This window comes from Methanoregula sp., from assembly GCF_028679125.1.
Classification (GTDB): domain Archaea; phylum Halobacteriota; class Methanomicrobia; order Methanomicrobiales; family Methanospirillaceae; genus Methanoregula.
Genome location: NZ_JAJRCG010000002.1, coordinates 261,749 through 276,961, shown reverse-complemented (window position 1 = coordinate 276,961; position 15,213 = coordinate 261,749). Strand labels below are relative to the sequence as shown.

Genomic DNA, 15,213 nt, shown 5'->3' with positions numbered 1-15,213 from the left:
TTCCGGCTTGCCGATCTCTTAATTGTCTCCTTACATGACGACACATCAAAGTAAGGAGACGCTGTACTTTAGATCTTGCGGTCGTCGATACAATCTGTTTTAGTTTAGGTTTTCTACAGAGCATCAATTATTACATTAACATCACTTTTAAAACCATATTTAATGATAATTTCTTCAACAAGCAATGCTGCCAGCCAGTTGTACAATCCGGATGTATTTCTGAGATCGGGTTTCACCTCATCTTTTCGTAATAATGAATAAGCAAAATCATAATCCCCTTTTAAGATTTCTTTGATAACAATCTCCCGACATTCGTCGTGAAGATTCGAACTTTTAAGTTCATCGAATTTATACGATCCCCAGATCTTTCGTTTTGCCCTCATTACGTGTTTTTTACAGCATTTTTCGTCATTATGGTTTTTCACAATCACTGCACCGAACACAAAAAATTTCGATCCGTTCGGGTATCCCAGATCTCCCGATTCGTCAATGTATATGTTCACACCTAACGGCGATGGAATTGGATGTTTATCAGATACCGTATGGCGATGCTGTAGTGATGCCATGAAATCCAGTTAGTATAATCTTTTATTATTTATAAATAGTTGATAAATGATTCGAGATGGGACAGATAGTTACCTATACTGAGATGAACGTAGTAAATTCTCTCAATTCCCAGAAAAAATCAGATCTTCTTCTTCCTGCCGCTCGCGTCCCGCATGTAATGGCCGAACTCGCTCTTCAACAGGACATCCCCGGAAAAGACCGGGCCGTCACGGCAGACGCGGAGACCGGACGGGTCGATGCAGCACGATCCGCAGACCCCCACCCCGCATTTCATATACCGGTGGAGCGAGAACTCGGTCTTTGGCTCAAGGCCCTTCTCCACCACCTTGGCAAGCACGGCCCGCATCATCACTTCCGGCCCGCAGACAACGATCCGGTCGTATGCCCCGAGGTTGAGGTCGTCCATCAGCGCCGGCACAAAGCCGTGATGGCCGCAGGTCCCGTCATCGGTAGCGATCAGGACATCGGTGCATTCATCGAGCTGGTCGATGAAGAGCAGTTCGGCCTCGGTCCGCGCCCCAAGGAGCATGGTCATGACACAGTCGGCCCTGACGAGCGGGAGGAGCGGGGCAGCACCCACGCCGCCGGCGATCGCGAGGATCTTCTCGGCTTTGGAGAAACCATTGCCAAGCGGCCCCCGGATCCCGATCCTGTCCCCGATCTTCAGCGAGAAGAGCGCGGAGGTTGCATCGCCCACCTTCTGGACGGTGATGCTGTTTAACGATGACAAGGCCATCGGGATCTCGTCTACCCCGGGCACCCAGACCATGACAAACTGGCCGGGGGAGAATACCACGGGAGGCTCAAAGAAGAACGTCTGGATATTCGGGGTCTCGTTTTTGATCCGGGTGATCGTAGCCGTGATCGGCGTTCCTTCAGCCATGGGCGCACCCCACGATGTCCTTTGCGGGAATCCCGTCCTTTGCGTACAGGCTGTCACGGATAGTCCCAAAGACCTTCACATCGTCGAAAACCGCGCTGCCGATCTCCACGGCCTGCGCTCCCGACATCATCATCTCGACCACGTTGTCGGCAGTCGAGACACCGCCGCACCCGATGATCGGGATCTTCACGGCATCGTAGAGCTCGTACACGCACCGGACCGCGATGGGAAAGACAGCGCTTCCCGAGAGGCCGCCGTACCGGTTGCCGAGCATGGGGCGGCGGATGCCGGTGGAGATCCGCATCGCCTTCACCGTATTGATCGCGACAATCGCGCTCGCCCCGCCCTTCTCTGCGGCCTTCCCGATCGCGGTGATGTCCGTCACGTTCGGGGTCAGCTTCACCCAGGTGGGGATACCGCTTTTACTCACGGCCCGGGTGCAGGCCTCGACCAGCGCCGGGTCGGTGCCGATCGCCGAGCCGTAGCCTTCGGCATGCGGGCAGGAGAGATTGAGTTCAATTCCCGCAACCCTGCCGGCAAACCAGCCGGCCACTTCAGCAAACTCCTCCGGGTTCCCGCCAAAGATGCTGACAATCACCGGTTTTTTCGCCAGCGTTGCGATCTCATCCACGAACTCTTTTGACGGGTTGGGAAGTCCCATCGCGTTCAGGAGCCCGTCCTCGAGGACGACAAGGCAGGGCCCGCTGTGACCTTCTTTCGGGTGCGGGCCGATAGACTTGGTGACAACTCCCCCTGCGCCGAGATTCAGCATCCGCAAGAGCGATGCGCCGGTTGTGCCGAGAACCCCGGCTGCGAGCAGGAGATGATTCTCCAGCGCAACTCCGCCCACATGCACCGGGTCCGGTCTGATCGTAACCATCCATCAGGAAATGGTCGTTATTTATTATTAGCATAACCCATATTGGTACCAGATGGCGTGCCTTGCAGTTGTCGGAGTCGGGAGGATCGGCGGCGAGGTTGCGTACCTTGCTGCATCGCTTGGGATCGCCGACGAACTTATTCTCTATGACAATGTCCCCGCACTCCTCCGGGCGCAGGTGCTCGACCTTAAGCACACCGGTCTTGATATCACGATCAGGACCGACGTGAGGGAGATCCGGAATGCGGATCTCTGCGTCTTCTCTGCCGGGCTGCCACGGAACCCCTCGGTGAAGACCCGCGCCGACCTGCTCGATGCCAACATGCCGGCGACCCGCGACAGCGCCGGGCTGCTGAAGCATTTTTCCGGCGTCCTGATCACGGTCACGAACCCGATGGACGTCAACAACTATTACCTCTGCAAAACAACCGGTCTTCCCAGGGAACGATGCATCGGGTTTGGCGGCCAGCTCGACAGCGCACGATTCGGCCTCGCCCTCCGCGAGAGAGAGATCGGGGGGTTCCCGTCCGTTCTTGGCGAGCACGGGGAGCACCAGGTACCGCTCTTTTCCCGGCTGGATGCACCGATCGCAACGCCCCTCCGGGAAGAGATCCTCAGCGAACTCCGGGGCGCCAGCATGGAAGTCATCAAAGGCAAGGGCGGCACGGTCTTCGGGCCGGCGCTCCACCTTGCACGGCTCGCCCGTATGGTCCTTTCGAACACGCGGGAACCGGCCGTCTGCTCATCGGTGCTTGACGGCGAGTACGGCCTTACCGGCTGCTCGCTTGGTGTACCGGTCCGGATCGGGCGAGAGGGGATCCTGGAGATAACAGAATGGAACCTGGATCCCTGGGAAGCGGAGAAGATGAACGCGGCGGGAGCTTTCGTTTCCGGCCTCTGCAAAAAGGCGGTGCGGTAACATGGCCTCGCAGTCCGCCCGGACCGAGACCTGCATGAATGCACCCTGCACCCTTGATTCATTCGCCTCCGGCGTACGTATCGCGATCAACCAGGTAGAGTACAGCAACTCCCCTGACGGCCCGGTCATCCACATCTTCGGGCGGGATACGCAGGGAAAGGCGATCCGGCTGGATGTTACCGGGTTCAAACCGTATTTTTATGTCCCTGCCGACCAGGCAGAGACGGTTGCGCTCCCCCCACAGGCAACGCTCGAGACCGGGACCAGTTACCGCTCGATCCGCAACGAGCCCCTCCGCCGGCTCTACACCCAGCGGCCGGGCGATGTGCGCGATGTCCGTGAGCGCTACCGCCACTTCGAGGCGGACATCCCGTTTGCTACCCGGTTCATGATCGATACCGGCCTCACCGGGGGAGTCTCTGCCCCTTCGGAAAACGTGGACTACCGCGAGATCGCAGCCGTTGAAGTCGATGCACCGGCCCGCACCTGCATCATCGATATCGAGTGCGAGGACGAGCGGGGGTTCCCCGATCCCCAGCGGGACAAGATCACCTGCATCTGCTGCTATGATTCCTTTGACGAGGACTATACCACGTTCCTGTTGTCCGACGGGCTGCCGGCTGAAATTGCCGGCAAGGTGAGCGAAGGAGGTCTGAAGAACGGCTGCTTCCGGAAAGAGAACCACACGATCTGCCCGTACGCGGACGAGACCGAGATGCTCAGGGCATTTGCGGCCTACATTATCGCCCGCGACCCGGACGTGCTCTCGGGCTGGAACTTCGTTGACTTCGATATGCCGTACATCACCGGCAGGATGGAGCGGCTCGGCCTCCGTTCCGACACCCTTGCCCGGATCCCCGGCCAGACCGAGAGAAATGCCCTCCGGGGCCGGGCGCTCTTCGATCTCCTCACCGCGTACAAGAAGATGCACTTAAGCCTGAAGGAATCGTACCGGCTCGACGCGATCGCCATGGAGGAACTGGGCGAGCAGAAAGTGAGGTACACCGGGACCGTCTCCGATCTCTGGAAGAAGCAGCCGGCACTTTTCGTAGAGTACAACTTCAAGGACGTGGAGCTCTGCGTCGGAATCAACAGGAAGGACAATATCATCGGGTTCTACCGCGAGATCGCCCGGTACGTTGGCTGCCCGCTCGACAAGACCCTGAACTCATCGAGCGTGATCGATGTCTACGTGCTCAAGAAAGCGTTCGGGAAGTACGTGCTGCCCTCCAAGGGATTCGCCAATGCCGAAGAGTTCGAAGGCGCAACGGTCTTCGAGCCGAGCAGGGGCGTGCGGGAGAACGTGGTGGTGCTCGACTTAAAGTCGCTCTACCCGATGGCGATGATGACCATCAACGCCTCGATGGAGACCAAGGACCCGGACGGGGAACTCCGGGCTCCCAACGGGATCCGGTTCCGGAAAGAGCCGGACGGGCTGACACGGAGCATCATATCCGATCTTCTCAAGGAGCGGGACGATAAGAAACGCCTGCGCAACACCTTCGAGTTCGGCTCCCCGCAGTACCTGATGTACGACATGCAGCAGAACGTGATGAAAGTGATCATGAACACGTACTACGGTGTCTCGGGCTACACCCGGTTCCGCCTCTTCGACCGGGAGATCGGGTCGGCCGTCACCTCCGTGGGCCGGGCGATCATCGAACACACCCGGCGCGAGATCGAGAGGATGGGCTACAAGGTCATCTACGGGGACACGGATTCCTGCATGGTGCATCTCCCCGGGGTCATCGATCGCGAGGCTACCATCACGATTGCCCGGACGATCGAGAAGGCGCTCAACGGGAGTTATGCCACCTTTGCAAAGAACGAACTGGGCGCCGATGTCAATTTCTTCTCCATTAAGTTCGAGAAGATCTATGCCCGGTTCTTCCAGGCCGGCAAGAAGAAGCGGTATGCGGGATCGCTCGTCTGGAAAGAGGGGAAGGACGTGCACGAGACCGACATCGTGGGCTTCGAGATCAAGCGCAGCGACACGCCGCAGATCACGAAGATCGTGCAGAAGACCGTGATGGAACAGATCCTTGACGGCAAGGAATACCCGGAGATCAAGGCATTCCTGTCGGGCGTGATCACGAAATACCGGGCCGGGAAGTATACGCTGGACGAGATCGGCATCCCCGGCGGGATCGGCAAGGCGCTTGATGCATATGATACGGATGACGCACAGGTGAGAGGGGCGAAATACGCCAACGAGTACCTGCACACGGAGTTCGGGAAGGGCAGCAAACCCAAGCGGGTCTACATCAAGCAGGTGACGTCGAAATATCCCAAGACGGATGTGCTCTGTTTTGAGTATGCCGACCAGGTGCCACCGGAGTTCGTGGTTGACCGGGAGCTGATGCTCGACAAGACCATCAAGCAGCCGATCTCCCGGATCATCGAAGCGCTCGGCTGGAACTGGGACGATGTCGACCCGTCGCGGACAACGCTCGCCCAGTGGGGGCTCGGCTAGTCCCGCGGCTTCACGGAGGGAGCAGAGACCGGGTTCCCTGCCGCTGATTGCAGCCGGGATGACCGTACACCATCATTCCCGTTTCTGCCGTCAGGCTCAAATAAAAAATGTTAATAGCAGATCATTCCATTAAAAGCATGATATACGGTATGATCCGGTTCTTTACGGGCAGACGGCATACACTATCCGGGCAGTACGTTAATGATCAGTATACCTTTGTTCCTTAAACGGCAGACAGGCAACGCCAGCTTCTGGCTGGGTATGATCCTCATCACAACCCTCCTGGCGCTCCTGATCAACATCCTTTCCCTCCAGAATACCTACAACACGATTGCTCCCGATCTCTTCTATCTTCCGGTCGTCATCGCTGCCTACTGGTACCCGGATCGCGGTCCCCTGCTCTCCGTTCTCATCTCGGGTGCCTACCTGGGCATGGTCTCTTTCATGGGTGCCGTTGTCCAGGTCATGATTACAGCGACCATTGCCTGTTTCGTCCTCATCGGCGTCTCGATCGTGGTATCGAGCATCGCTACCCATATGCGGACAAACGAGACGAAATACCGGGGCCTCTTCAATCATTCCCAGGCCGGTGTCGGCGTGGTCGATCCAGCAACACAGAAGATCGTTGAAGTGAACCAGCACGCCTCCGCCATGCTGGGGTATTCAGAAGACGAGATCCTCAATATCCCGTTCAGCGCCCTGTTTGCCGATCCCGATAAAAAAGATCTCTTCTTCTGCCAGTTGAAGCAGAACCGCAGTGTTGAAAATTTCGAGGCACGGTTCCGGTCCAAAAACGGCGGGTACCGGTGGATCCTGATCTCCGCCGGGATGCTCGCGGACAGCCGGTTCGTTGCCACCATCATCGATATCACCGACCGGAAAAATACGGAGATCGCCCTCCGCATCAAGGATCATGCAATCAGCACATCCATCAACGCAATCGGGATCCTTGACCTCGATTTCAATACCACGTACGTGAACAAGGCATTCATCGCCCTCATGGGGTGCAGGGATGACACGGATCTTATTGGCAAAGGCATGAACCAAACGCTCATGAGCAACCAGCACTTTGAGAAGATCAGGAGCGCAGTCATGACCCGGGGCAGCTGGTTTGGCGAGATCGGGATGCTGAAATACGACCGGACACCTTTTTATGCCCTCCTCTGGATAAACCAGGTCCAAAACGACAAGGGCGAGCCGATCTGCATCATGGCATTCTTCATCGATATCACCGACCGTAAGCAGATGGAAGCCGACAAGCGCCAGGCACTCCAGCAGATCGAGAAGAACATCGAGCAGTTCGCGATCCTTGGCGACAACATCAGGAATCCCCTCGCGGTCATTGTCGGGCTCGCAAGCCTGTACGACGGTGATGTCAGCGACAGGATCCTCATGCAGGCAAAAGAGATCGACCTGATCGTCACCCGGCTGGACAAGGGCTGGATCGAGTCCGAGAATGTCCGGAACTTCATCCGGAAATACTACAATGTCGGGACCAGCGGGAAACCTGATCCAAAAAAGGGTATTGACCCGTCACGCCGCTGAAGGATGAGCCGGGCGGGGGAGGTGTCAGGACTTCTCTGCCAGCCGCTCGTTGAATTTTCTGATCTGGTCGCGCAGGGCAATTGCACGCTCGAAGTCAAGATTCTCTGCCGCGTCGTGCATCTGCGTCTCCAGCTCGATCACGACATTGGGGATCTCGTTCTTCGGCACGTGCTTTGTGTCCGTGACCTCGACTTCCTTCTCCTTGACCGGCTTGATGATCGTCATGGGGGTGATATGGTGTTTTTTATTGTACGCCAGCTGGAGATCGCGCCGGCGTTTCGTCTCGGCAATCGCGTGCTTCATGGAGTCGGTCATGGCATCGGCATAGAGTACGACCGTCGAGTTCACGTTCCGTGCGGCCCGCCCGATGATCTGGATCAGGCTCTTTGCATCGCGGAGGAAACCTTCCTTGTCTGCATCGAGGATGCCGATGAACCCGACCTCAGGAATGTCGAGGCCTTCTCTGAGGAGGTTGATGCCGACCAGGACATCGAACTTGCCGAGCCGGAGTTCGCGGATGATCTCGCTCCGCTCCAGTGTCTGGATCTCGGAGTGGAGGTACCGCGTCCGGATGCCCTGGTCGGATAAATATTCGGAGAGCTCCTCGGCGAGTTTCTTGGTCAGGGTCGTGATGAGCACGCGGTCGCCCCGGGCGATCGTCTTCTGCACTTCGATGATCACGTCATCGGTCTGGCCCGCGATGGGCCGGACCTCGACATGGGGATCCACAAGGCCGGTCGGGCGGATAATCTGCTCGACCAGCTGGGCCGAGATCTTCCGCTCGTAATCGCCGGGCGTTGCGGAGACGAAGATCACGTTTGCCATGTACTGCTCGAACTCGTGGAACTTCAGGGGCCGGTTGTCGTACGCGCTCGGCAGCCGGAAGCCGTAGTCGATGAGCGACTTCTTGCGGGACCGATCGCCGTTGTACATGCCGTGGAGCTGCGGGATCATCTGGTGGCTCTCATCAATGATCATCAGGAAATCATCGGGAAAATAGTCGAGCAGGCAGTAGGGTTTCTCGCCGGCACTCCGACCGTCGAAGTGCCGGGAATAGTTCTCGATGCCCTTGCAGGAGCCGGTCTCCTCGATCATCTCGATGTCGTACCGGGTCCGCTGTTCGAGCCGGTGGGCTTCGATCAGGCCAAGTGAGGGGAGGACTTCGTCGAGCTCTTTGAGAATAGACGCGATCGCTGCCTTGCGCGAACTCTCGGGCGTGACGAAGTGCCGGGCCGGGTACACGTAGAAATATTTCAGCGCCTCTTTCTTTGCACCGGTGTTCTTGTCCACTTCGCTGATGCGGTCGATCTCGTCGCCGAACAACTCGACCCGGATGATGTTGTTGAAATACCCGGGGATGAAGTCGATGGTGTCGCCCTTGACCCGGAACCGGCCCGGCATCAGTTCGAGATCGTTTCGCTGGAAGAGGATGTCCAGGAGCCGGCTCATGATCTCGTTCCGCCCGATCTTCTGGCCGACCGCGAGCTCGAACCCCATGTTCCGGAAGTTCTCCGGGTTGCCGAGGCCGTAGATGCAGGAGACCGAGGCGACCACGATCACGTCTTTCCGGAACGAGAGCGATGCGGTGGCGGAGAGCCGGAGCATCTCGATCTTGGGGTTGATCGCGGAGTCCTTCTCGATGTACTGGTCCTTTGACGGGATGTAGGACTCGGGCTGGTAGTAATCGTAATAGGAGACGAAGTACTCGACCCGGTTCTTGGGGAAGAAGTCGCAGAACTCAGAGTAGAGCTGGGCGGCGAGCGTCTTGTTGTGGGCGAGCACGAGCGTTGGCCGGTCCCCGGCTGCGATCACGTTTGCCATCGTGAACGTCTTGCCGGAACCGGTGACGCCAAGGAGGGTCTGGTACTGCTCGTTCCTTTCGAGGCCTTCGATCAGTTGTTTGATCGCGTCCGGCTGCGAGCCGGCAGGTTCGAAGGTGGAGACGAGCTGGAATTCTGACACGGTGCTGAGGTGTTTTTCATCCGGATATAATAAGGAATGGGGATGCGGCATGAAGGTGAATCACCCGCACGATCGCATGGCAGACGAATTGTTATATTCAACCACCACGCATGCTAATTTGTTTTTATTATGAAGACGGTCTGCTCGTTCTGCACTACGGTTATTATTCCCGGCACTTCACCGGATGACCTGGTGAACCATGGGGTCTGCAAATCCTGTTTTACGCAGATCATGACCGATCACGGATTCAATGCCAAAAAATTCCTCGACCTGTTTGATGCGCCGGTCCTCCTGGTGGATGACGATGTCAACGTCATTGCGGCAAACCATCTTGCCCTGTCGCTTGCGCAAAAACCCCTCAAGATGGTGAGGGGAAAACTCGGGGGAGAGGTGCTGGACTGCATCAATGCCTTCATCGATGGCGGTTGCGGTACAACACATTTCTGTTCCGATTGTGTCTTCAGGGCATCGGTCAACGAGACATTTGTAACCGGGCAGCCGATTACCAACCGCCCGGCAACCCTCTGCCGCAGGGACAAAGGAACCGAAGAGAAGATCAGTATGCTCGTCTCCACCCGTAAAGACGGCGAAATTGTCCTGCTCCAGCTCCGGCCTGCACCGCACCCTGATGAATGATTGTCCTTGCAATGGGGCCTGAACGTACCTCCTGCACCCATGTCACATTCCCGGCTCCACCGGTAACTCCCGGTTTTTTCGCGGTCAAATATAACCATAAATATCCCGGCAACAAATCTACGGACAGAGAAAAGATTCGGGAGTTGCATCATGCTCAACACACCTCCAGTCATCACGATCTGTATCGTCTTCCTGCTTGCCGCAGCAGTCGTATTCGCCGGCTGTACCGGGACAGGGAATTCCGTAAGCAAGACCACGCCGCCCACACCCACCGGGACAGCGGTCCAGGTAAGCCACATTGTCGTGACCGAGGCACAGGACAACGGCACCGTGTACGTGAAGCAGGGCAATTATATCATCGTTACGCTGCAGGAGAATCCCACCACAGGCTACCAGTGGAATCTTACCACAACGCCCGGGCTTCTCGTGACCAACGACACCTACGAGTCGTCGGACAAGACCGGGAAACTGATGGGCGCCGGAGGGACGCGGACCTGGGATATCACGGCCATTGCAACGGGAGTACAGAAGATCAATGCGGTGTATGGCCGATCATGGGAGCCGGTCACCGGCAACGAGACCGGGTTCTCGATGACGGTTGTTGTTGAGTGAGATATTTTTTATTTTTCAACATATCCAAGATTCGGTAGAGGAAACATTAGAGATGTACCGATGATAATAACTAAATTGATAGTATGCCCTCAAATCAACCTGCCAAACAATATCCTTTTATAAAAATTAGTGGGAGGTCATTTTCAGAGGGCATAGAATTCAAAACTCACGAAGCAATTTTTTCTAAAACAGAAGGTACCGTACGAATTGACTTAAATATTAATCCGGAATTCCGGAATGTTGATTTTAAAGATCATATTGAAATTTATTTTAATGAGAAAACGCGTTATATTGGAATTGTCAAAAATTATCAATTTAATGACAAAATTGGAATAATAAATTTTGAAGATGAGACATTAAGATTGGAAAATGAAACCTTTTCGGCTGAATTTCTTGATATGAAACCCGTTGAAAGAATGGATGTTATCGCTCAATCTTCGGGTTTTATTCTCAATCCAAATTCGCGATGTCAAATTGATGCTGAGAGAAATTTTTTTATAATTATTCCAATTCTAAATTTTGAGACTAAAGATTGTTTTAGAATAGGAAATGTAAAGTTTTATCAAAAATTTGACGATTTGGATGATTCGATAATCAAGGATAGCAATACTGGAAAGAAAAATCTTTTTTGGATTGATTGTTCTGTCAGGGCTAAAATAAAGATAAAGGCTATAAATTTTTTTGAGGCTATTTCAAAAGGATATGAAAAAATTTCACAAGCGATTGATATTATTGCCTTACGGACCGATCTTTCATTTCCTTCAATGACAATTAATTCACATTATCAAAATTTTCCATTTAACTATTACCATTTATTGTCGAAAGTTAAGATTCCTACAACAATTTATTGTCGTGAAATTAGTTCTCACGCCGCTCTTTTCTATGATGTGGAATCAATAAGTGAAAAGAGATTGTCTCTGGATGAAAAACCCATAAAATTTTTCGATGATTTGATTTTATTATGTAATGATCTGATAGTGAAAAAAGAACCGACTCAAGAAGAAGAAAATTTACTTCAAGTTTTACATTGGCTCAGGAAAGCAATGCAAGAAGGAGATAGGAAAGACAAATTTCTTGATCTATGGATTGCATTTGATTTTTTAATTTCTGGCGAATCTGCTGAAACACTTTTCACGGACGATGAAAAAGAAAAATTGAAAAAAATTATTCGGTTTGATGAATTTAATGAGAAGCAAAAGAGTACAATCGTATCTAAAATCAATATGCTCGATGATAGTATATTCACGGACGATGAGAGAGAAAAATTAAAAAAAATTGTTCTATCTGATGAATTTAGTGAGAGGCAAAAGAGTGCAATCGTATCTAAAATCAATATGCTCAATGATAGTCCATTAATGGAAAGATTTTCTCAATTAATTCAAAATCTGGAAATTTCTTTTTCAACTGATGAAATAAGTGCATTGCAAAAAATGAGACGTAAACGAACAGACATTATTCACGGAATAAGGGACATTTCAATCACTGATGGGGAATTGTCTAAAATGAGAACTATTCTAGAAAAAATGTTCATTGGAAAAATTTCCAAGTCATCAATAGGTGAATGAAAGCATATATTGCGCTTCTTCTGACGTGAACACAAAGAGACAGAGTGTAGCTACTTATCCTTTGAGTTTCTTCAAAAAAAATTTCCGGAAATTTCTCCGACATCGTGTATAAATTTTTTTCTTCAGAAGTCCGTCCCAAAAAAAATCCCGCACATTCCGCCAAACTTTTCCGGCCCCAAGCATTAGTCAGGATCGCACATGAGGGCCACCTCACCGCTATTGCAAAGGGAGGGGGAGATTTTCACCATCTCCAGAGAAAACCCCCATCTCTGCTGTTTCTCCCCGGATACCCACCGACCCGGACACTCTCCCCATAAGTACTGCTCCCCATGCATCTCACTCTCCTTCGGAGACCCCCCTTCGCCAGATGTCTGACAAACTTCATATGCCTGATTCTCCGACGTGAAACTAGTGATCCGGATCAGTTCCGGCAGCCAATCGCCACTTCCGGCACCCGATGGCACCCCCCGATTTGCCAACAGAATGCGAATACGTGCGTCTTTTTACTGGGTGATTTTCATATGTGCACGTGCAAAACGGGGGATGCCCGGGTTTGGGGGCGATTGGCCACTGGAACACTGCTAAATACTGTCATTGTCCGGGCGCAGTTTACCCGGATTTACGCCAATCAGAGGGGATTTTGAGCGAATCCCAAAACAATACTGTCGTTTTTCCGCGAAATACTGCCGGTCGGGTCTTTTAGAGGGGCAATCCGGGGCGGAAATGGCTTCTGTTTGGTCCAGGTCAAACAACCGTATCCAATAGAGATAAAATTAATGCAATCGCAACAGTTCCCGTACCCACTCCCGGTTCGCCCTGAGTGCACAGCCCCCGTGTGACTCCGTAAGCAGGCCGTGCTCGTCCCGGATCCGCGAGAGCACCCGGGAGCGGAGCGCTTCCCTGAGCGGCACGGCCGCAAGGTTCGCATCCGAGACCGGGGCCGCGGGGCAGGGTTCGAGATCCCCGGACGGGCTGATGTGCACGAAACCCCGGCCCGCCGCAAGGCACCCCCCATACGCATCCTCATCGCCGGGAAACCCGATGAAGAGGGCCGGGAATTTTTCATTGAACGCTGACATGACTGCCTGGAGCATCTTCTTCTGCTCGTGAGTCAGGACAAGATTCTCCGTTTCCGGCTCCATGGGCACGTACTCGACGAAGGTGAAGACCCGGGCACCGGCCTCGAGCATCCGGCGGATGAACGCCTCGTCCGTGACATGGGCAAAATTCGCCTGCGTTGTTGTCAGCGAGCAGCCGAAGAATATGTCCCGGGTTTCCAGAAGGGCGCAGGTTGCGAGCAGCCGATCATAGACCCCGCTCCCCCGCCGCGTATCGGTGTCCTGCCGGAATCCCTCGAAGCTGATGATGGGGACGATGTTCCGGCAATGCGCAATCGCTCCGGCAATCTCCGCATCAATCAGGAGTCCGTTGGTGAAGACCGGGAAGAGGATCGCGGGATGGGCGTGCGCGATACGGAGGATCTCATCCTTCCGGACAAGCGGTTCCCCACCAGCGATCACAATGACCGAGACCCCGAAACCGGCAGCCTGGTCGACTATCGACGTCAGCGTCTCCGGTGTCATCTCGGCCACATGCATCTCTTTTCGCCCGGCCATGTAGCAGCCGGCACAGGCAAGATTGCAGCGCGAGGTGATGCTCACGATCATCACGGGCGGGACTAGGAGACCATCCTGCTCATGTTTCTTCCGGACCGCTGCGGCTTTCCGCTGGTGGTGGAGGATGACGGTTGCGGGAATGACGAGCGCCGGGTTGGCCGCGATGATCCGGACTGCCTGCGAAAGGGTCTCTGCGATAACGCGGTCGAAGATATTCCGGTATTCCGTGCCTCTTGATTCCATCACTCTTTTTTCATCCATCCATACGTTATTGCGCCCTTCGGGCAGGCATCGGCGCAGCTCGCGCAGAGGATGCAGTCGGCGTTCTCCATATCTCCCTTACGGACCATGCCGTTCACGTCAAGACCCATCGGGCATTCCCTCGAACATTTTTTGCAGTCAATGCAGCAGGAGGCATCGGGCCTGAGCTGCAGCGCCGGCCAGCCGGCAAGGTTCCGGATCTTCCGGCCGGTGATCATGAGAGCGGCAACCGGGCAGAAGACATGGCAGAATCCGCGCCGGCCCATGAGGTAGGCTACGATGAACATGATCGCAAAGATGACCACGACCACCATGAGGGTTGCACTGGACGTAATCGAGAGGCCATTCTCCATGCCGAAGAAGGGGTCCACGGCCCGGATTCCCCCGGCGGAGAAGAAGAAATACGCGAGCACGGCAAGCCAGAGCACGGTGACGCCGTACTTGACGTAGTTGCGCCACCCTTCCTGCACGGTGTGCTTAAAGACCGGCGAACAAATCTCCTGCCATGCCCCCATCGGACAGAGCCAGCCGCACCAGAGCCGGGCGACAACGAGCGAGAGGATGAAGTTCGCGATGAAGAGGAGCATACTGCCGGTGGCAATGCCCTGGGCTGCCCCCATCATGATGACGAGGGGCGAGATGAGCATGAGCGTTACCGGGAGCAGGACAAAGGAGATGACGAGAAGCCATTTCCGGAGGTTCTGCCTGGACGATACGGTTTTGCTTTTTTCTGGTTCTGTCATGGTAATTCCCTTTTAAATAATTTCATTCTCACTATTATCGTGCCGTTTCAGATTCTCAGCAAACTCTTCCGCATGCCGGAGGTCTTTTTCATCGGGCCTGCCCTTGTTCAGTCCGCCGAAGAACCTGAGGAAACTGTTCGTGTTGAGACCTGCACAGGCAAATTCATCGACAACATGGTACCCCCGGGACTGTAGTTTTTCCCGGAGGGCCGCATGGTTGTCTTTGACAAATTCCCTGAGTCGTTCCCCCGTATACAAGCCGGCCGGGGCACCATAGGTCGAGAAGATGAAGGCATTCCTGTCATCCGCGAACGGCAGGTTACCGGCCAGGTCAAGAAGAGACCCGTGATTTTTTGCTCCATATATCCCGGAGCCAAAACCAACCAGGTCATACTCCGCAAGTCCTTCGGGACTCACCTGTCGAGGGGTTTTCACCGGTGCATCAAGAACCTGTGCGATCGCGTTAGCGATCTTTTCCGTATTCCTGTGATGGTAGGAGAACACGATCACGAGAGATTTCACAGGCATCCGGGTCCCGGCCTCCTTTTCAT

Annotated in this window: 13 protein-coding genes; 6 read left to right on the top strand and 7 right to left on the bottom strand. The window is 54.3% G+C overall.

Annotated features, from left to right (window positions below):
• Positions 1-113: 113 nt before the first annotated feature.
• From LUQ43_RS02950 to LUQ43_RS02940, 3 genes are all read right to left on the bottom strand, one after another.
• On the bottom strand, positions 114-566 hold the full coding sequence (locus LUQ43_RS02950) for a DUF3800 domain-containing protein (RefSeq protein WP_299963640.1): 453 nt from the start codon (positions 564-566) through the stop codon (positions 114-116).
• Between the two features lie 119 nt (positions 567-685).
• Positions 686-1,450 (bottom strand): dihydroorotate dehydrogenase electron transfer subunit, encoded by a 765-nt coding sequence (locus LUQ43_RS02945; protein WP_299963638.1) that lies wholly within the window; start codon positions 1,448-1,450, stop codon positions 686-688.
• A complete protein-coding gene (locus LUQ43_RS02940) occupies positions 1,443-2,330 on the bottom strand; it encodes a dihydroorotate dehydrogenase (RefSeq protein WP_299963636.1) in 888 nt (295 codons plus the stop codon). The genes LUQ43_RS02945 and LUQ43_RS02940 overlap by 8 nt, the downstream gene beginning before the upstream one ends.
• Before the next feature lie 52 nt (positions 2,331-2,382).
• Here LUQ43_RS02940 and LUQ43_RS02935 point away from each other — a divergent pair, with 52 nt between their 5' ends.
• From LUQ43_RS02935 to LUQ43_RS02925, 3 genes are all read left to right on the top strand, one after another.
• Positions 2,383-3,249, top strand: coding sequence for a lactate dehydrogenase (locus tag LUQ43_RS02935; RefSeq protein ID WP_299963634.1), 867 nt, complete (start codon positions 2,383-2,385; stop codon positions 3,247-3,249).
• A 34-nt stretch (positions 3,250-3,283) separates the two neighbouring features.
• The gene (locus LUQ43_RS02930; protein ID WP_299963647.1) at positions 3,284-5,722 is read left to right on the top strand and encodes a DNA-directed DNA polymerase; all 2,439 of its coding nucleotides are present in this window, start codon (positions 3,284-3,286) and stop codon (positions 5,720-5,722) included.
• A gap of 201 nt (positions 5,723-5,923) precedes the next feature.
• Positions 5,924-7,267 carry a PAS domain-containing protein gene (locus tag LUQ43_RS02925; protein WP_299963632.1) on the top strand — a complete coding sequence of 448 codons (1,344 nt, stop codon included), beginning with the start codon at positions 5,924-5,926 and terminating at the stop codon, positions 7,265-7,267.
• Between the two features lie 24 nt (positions 7,268-7,291).
• Here the strand turns inward: LUQ43_RS02925 and uvrB are convergent, their stop codons facing one another.
• Entirely contained in the window at positions 7,292-9,229 is a 1,938-nt protein-coding gene (gene uvrB / locus LUQ43_RS02920; protein ID WP_299963630.1) for an excinuclease ABC subunit UvrB, read from the bottom strand.
• Between the two features lie 129 nt (positions 9,230-9,358).
• Between uvrB and LUQ43_RS02915 the strand changes: the two genes are divergently transcribed.
• The 3 genes from LUQ43_RS02915 to LUQ43_RS02905 all read left to right on the top strand — a co-directional run bounded on the left by LUQ43_RS02915 (position 9,359) and on the right by LUQ43_RS02905 (position 12,042).
• Positions 9,359-9,865 carry a hypothetical protein gene (locus tag LUQ43_RS02915; RefSeq protein ID WP_299963628.1) on the top strand — a complete coding sequence of 169 codons (507 nt, stop codon included), beginning with the start codon at positions 9,359-9,361 and terminating at the stop codon, positions 9,863-9,865.
• Between the two features lie 150 nt (positions 9,866-10,015).
• Positions 10,016-10,477 (top strand): protease inhibitor I42 family protein, encoded by a 462-nt coding sequence (locus tag LUQ43_RS02910; protein WP_299963626.1) that lies wholly within the window; start codon positions 10,016-10,018, stop codon positions 10,475-10,477.
• An 83-nt stretch (positions 10,478-10,560) separates the two neighbouring features.
• Complete coding sequence (locus LUQ43_RS02905) at positions 10,561-12,042, top strand: hypothetical protein (protein WP_299963624.1); 1,482 nt, start codon at positions 10,561-10,563, stop codon at positions 12,040-12,042.
• Positions 12,043-12,815: 773 nt separating this feature from the next.
• Here LUQ43_RS02905 and LUQ43_RS02900 read toward each other — a convergent pair.
• The 3 genes from LUQ43_RS02900 to LUQ43_RS02890 are packed head-to-tail and all read right to left on the bottom strand — an operon-like array spanning position 12,816 to position 15,190.
• Positions 12,816-13,901, bottom strand: a complete 1,086-nt coding sequence (locus LUQ43_RS02900; protein ID WP_299963622.1) for a radical SAM protein — start codon at positions 13,899-13,901, stop codon at positions 12,816-12,818.
• Positions 13,901-14,662, bottom strand: coding sequence for a 4Fe-4S binding protein (locus LUQ43_RS02895; RefSeq protein ID WP_299963620.1), 762 nt, complete (start codon positions 14,660-14,662; stop codon positions 13,901-13,903). Before LUQ43_RS02895 ends, LUQ43_RS02900 begins: the two co-directional genes overlap by 1 nt.
• Before the next feature lie 12 nt (positions 14,663-14,674).
• Positions 14,675-15,190 (bottom strand): flavodoxin family protein, encoded by a 516-nt coding sequence (locus tag LUQ43_RS02890; RefSeq protein ID WP_299963618.1) that lies wholly within the window; start codon positions 15,188-15,190, stop codon positions 14,675-14,677.
• Positions 15,191-15,213: the final 23 nt, after the last annotated feature.

What these genes read in the sequence shown, in the direction of transcription:
- LUQ43_RS02935 (WP_299963634.1), top strand. Translation starts at nt 2,383, where the DNA reads ATGGCGTGCCTTGCAGTTGTCGGAGTCGGGAGGATCGGCGGCGAGGTT.
- LUQ43_RS02895 (WP_299963620.1), bottom strand. Translation starts at nt 14,662, where the DNA reads ATGACAGAACCAGAAAAAAGCAAAACCGTATCGTCCAGGCAGAACCTC.
- LUQ43_RS02940 (WP_299963636.1), bottom strand. Translation starts at nt 2,330, where the DNA reads ATGGTTACGATCAGACCGGACCCGGTGCATGTGGGCGGAGTTGCGCTG.
- LUQ43_RS02910 (WP_299963626.1), top strand. Translation starts at nt 10,016, where the DNA reads ATGCTCAACACACCTCCAGTCATCACGATCTGTATCGTCTTCCTGCTT.
- LUQ43_RS02905 (WP_299963624.1), top strand. Translation starts at nt 10,561, where the DNA reads ATGCCCTCAAATCAACCTGCCAAACAATATCCTTTTATAAAAATTAGT.
- LUQ43_RS02915 (WP_299963628.1), top strand. Translation starts at nt 9,359, where the DNA reads ATGAAGACGGTCTGCTCGTTCTGCACTACGGTTATTATTCCCGGCACT.
- LUQ43_RS02945 (WP_299963638.1), bottom strand. Translation starts at nt 1,450, where the DNA reads ATGGCTGAAGGAACGCCGATCACGGCTACGATCACCCGGATCAAAAAC.
- LUQ43_RS02890 (WP_299963618.1), bottom strand. Translation starts at nt 15,190, where the DNA reads ATGCCTGTGAAATCTCTCGTGATCGTGTTCTCCTACCATCACAGGAAT.
- LUQ43_RS02925 (WP_299963632.1), top strand. Translation starts at nt 5,924, where the DNA reads ATGATCAGTATACCTTTGTTCCTTAAACGGCAGACAGGCAACGCCAGC.
- LUQ43_RS02950 (WP_299963640.1), bottom strand. Translation starts at nt 566, where the DNA reads ATGGCATCACTACAGCATCGCCATACGGTATCTGATAAACATCCAATT.
- LUQ43_RS02900 (WP_299963622.1), bottom strand. Translation starts at nt 13,901, where the DNA reads ATGGAATCAAGAGGCACGGAATACCGGAATATCTTCGACCGCGTTATC.
- LUQ43_RS02930 (WP_299963647.1), top strand. Translation starts at nt 3,284, where the DNA reads ATGAATGCACCCTGCACCCTTGATTCATTCGCCTCCGGCGTACGTATC.